Source organism: Sphingomonas sp., from assembly GCF_031380695.1.
GTDB lineage: Bacteria > Pseudomonadota > Alphaproteobacteria > Sphingomonadales > Sphingomonadaceae > Sphingomicrobium.
In genome coordinates this window covers 1-2745 of sequence record NZ_JANMWY010000028.1, presented here as the reverse complement: position 1 = coordinate 2745, position 2745 = coordinate 1, and the positions used below count along the sequence as shown (strand labels likewise).

Here is a 2745-nt window from a genome sequence, read left to right as displayed (position 1 = left end):
CGATGAACCCGACCACGCCGATCGCGACCATGGCATAGGCCATGCCGAGATAGCCAAACACCGGCTTGCGGCTGAACGTCGCGATGATCTGGCTGACCATGCCGAAGCCGGGCAGGATCATGATGTAAACCTCGGGGTGGCCGAAGAACCAGAACAGATGCTCGAACAGGATCGGGTTGCCGCCGCCGCTGGCGTCGAAGAAGGCCGTACCGAAATTGCGGTCGGTCAGCAGCATCGTGATCGCCCCGGCCAGCACCGGCAGCGCCAGCAGCAGCAGGAAGGCGGTAACCAGCACCGACCATACGAACAGCGGCATCTTGTGCAGGGTCATCCCCGGCGCGCGCATGTTGAAGATGGTGGTGATGAAGTTGATCGCGCCCAGGATCGAGCTGGCGCCCGCAAGATGGAGCGCGAAGATCGCCATGTCGACCGATGGCCCGACCGATCCGGACGTGCTCAACGGGGCGTAGATGGTCCAGCCGGTACCCGCGCCGAGCCCGCTCCCGCCCGACACGAACGACGAGCCGAGCAGCAGGATGAACGCCGGGACGAGCAGCCAGAAGCTGATGTTGTTCATCCGCGGGAAGGCCATGTCCGGCGCGCCGATCATCAGTGGCACGAACCAGTTGCCGAACCCGCCGATCATCGCCGGCATGACCATGAAGAACACCATGATCAGCCCGTGGGCGGTGATCAGCACGTTCCAGTGATGAAGCATCTCGTCATAGGTCGCGACCCCGCCCGCGCCGAGCGGCCAAGCGTGGCTCAGCACCTGGATCCCCGGGTGCATCAACTCGGCCCGCATGATCCCCGAAATGCCGCCGCCGATGACGCCGGCAATGATCGCAAAAATCAAATAGAGGGTACCGATGTCCTTGTGGTTGGTCGACATGAACCAGCGGGCGAAGAACGCCGGCTTGTGGTCGACATCGTGGTGATGCTCGTCATGGGCCTCGTGTGCCTTCAGCGGGAGGGCGGTGCCGTCGATGGTCGGTGCGATCGTGCTCATGACAATAACCTACGACTTGGTGCTGGTCGCGACCGGAACGGACGCGGGAGAGGCGGGAGCTGCGGCGGTCGTCACCGGCGGCGCGGCGGCGGGGTTGCCGCCCGGCGACAGCGGTGACACGGCGGTCGCATCGGGGCCGGTGGCGGGTTTGGCGCCGGGAAGCGTGCCGCCCTTCGCCGCGATCCATTTGGCATAGTCTGCGTCCGACACGACCTCGACCGCGATCGGCATGAAGCCGTGGCGCGCGCCGCACAGCTCGCTGCACTGGCCGAAATAGACGCCCGGCCGGTCGACCTTGACCCAGGTCTCGTTCACCCGCCCCGGGACCGCGTCCATCTTTGTCCAGAAGGCCGGGACGGCGAAGCTGTGGATGACGTCGTTCGAAGTAATGATGAACTTCACCACCTTGTTGACCGGGATCACGATCCGCTCGTCGACTGCCAGCAGCGGCGGGCCGTCGGCGGTGGTGCGGAACCGTTCACCCGGCTTCACGTCCTTCCGCTCCTTGAGCATATTGGACACGATCTCGAACCCGCCATTGTCGGGATAGCTGTAGGTCCAATACCATTGGTTGCCGATGACCTTGATCGTCAGATCGGCCTTGGGCGGCGAATATTGGTGGCTGAGCAGCTTGATCGACGGGATCGCGATCGCCACCAGCACCAGCACCGGGACCAGGGTCCAGACCACTTCCAGCACGGTATTGTGCGAATTGCGCGACGCCACCGGGTTAGCGCCGCGGCGAAACTTGAACATCGCATAGCCGAGCAGGATGAGCACGAAGATGCTCATCACCACGCACAGCGTTACCAGCCAATAATCGTGGAAATGGGCCGCCTCGCGCCCGATCGGCGTCACCTGGTCCTGCAGGCCATAGCGGCCATCGGGCTGGCCGATGCCGGCTTCGGGCATGACCATCGCTGGCACAGCTGAATTTGCCTCTGGGCCGGCCATTATGTGTCCGGAATGCGGATCGGCGGGCGCGGCAGTTGTTGCCGTCGCTGGCGCGACACTTGCGGCGGATGGCTGGACTGCCGCAGGCACCTGGGCTGAGGCGGGGGTTAGTAGGGCTGCGGATGAAAGTCCGGCCACTGCCAGTGCAATTGCGATCCCAAAAGTCTTCATCTTCACTCCGGCGTGGCATCGGCCCGCGCAGTGGCGACGGGCCATCAGTGAAATCACCAGTCTCGTGGCGGCCCCTTAGACCGGCCCGCGCACTTGATCCAGCCACTTTTTCCGCGATGCAGCGAGCGGTTGAAGCCCCGCCCGACGGGCCGTATGGCGCTGGCAAGCCCGACGAAACGCGAGACCTGCATGACCGACGACGAGATATTGGCCGAATTCCGCGCCGCCGGAGCGCTGCTCGAAGGCCATTTCATCCTGTCCTCGGGCCTGCGCAGCCCGCGCTACCTGCAATGCGCGCGAGTCCTGATGCACCCGGCCCGCGCCGAGCGCCTCGCTCGCGCCCTCGCCGCCAGGCTGCCCGACGTCGGAATCGACGCGGTCGTCTCCCCGGCGATGGGCGGGGTCATCATCGGCCATGAGATGGGCCGCGCGCTAGGCCGGCCGGCGATGTTCGTCGAGCGGCCCGACGGGGTGTTCGGCCTGCGCCGCGGCTTCGCCCTTGATCCCGGCGCGCGCGTGCTGATGGTCGAGGACGTCGTCACCACCGGACTGTCGTCGAAGGAAGCAATTGTGGCGATCGAGGCCGCCGGGGGCAAGGTCGTCGCCGCTGC

Annotated in this window: 3 protein-coding genes; 1 reads left to right on the top strand and 2 read right to left on the bottom strand. The window is 65.5% G+C overall.

All coding sequences use genetic code 11. The annotated features are described in order from the left end of the window. On the bottom strand, positions 1 to 1009 hold a 1009-nt coding region (locus tag RMN84_RS01010; protein WP_309610348.1), incomplete at its 3' end, for a cbb3-type cytochrome c oxidase subunit I. Positions 1010 to 1018: 9 nt separating this feature from the next. Then, positions 1019 to 1921, bottom strand: coding sequence for a cytochrome c oxidase subunit II (gene coxB / locus RMN84_RS01005; protein WP_309610347.1), 903 nt, complete (start codon positions 1919 to 1921; stop codon positions 1019 to 1021). A gap of 402 nt (positions 1922 to 2323) precedes the next feature. Here coxB and pyrE point away from each other — a divergent pair. Further along, positions 2324 to 2745: orotate phosphoribosyltransferase (gene pyrE, locus RMN84_RS01000; RefSeq protein WP_309610346.1), on the top strand; the 422-nt coding region annotated here is incomplete at its 3' end.

Bases quoted from the DNA above. Each gene is read 5' to 3' on its own strand.
- coxB (WP_309610347.1), bottom strand. From the start codon at position 1,921: ATGCCCGAAGCCGGCATCGGCCAGCCCGATGGCCGCTATGGCCTGCAG.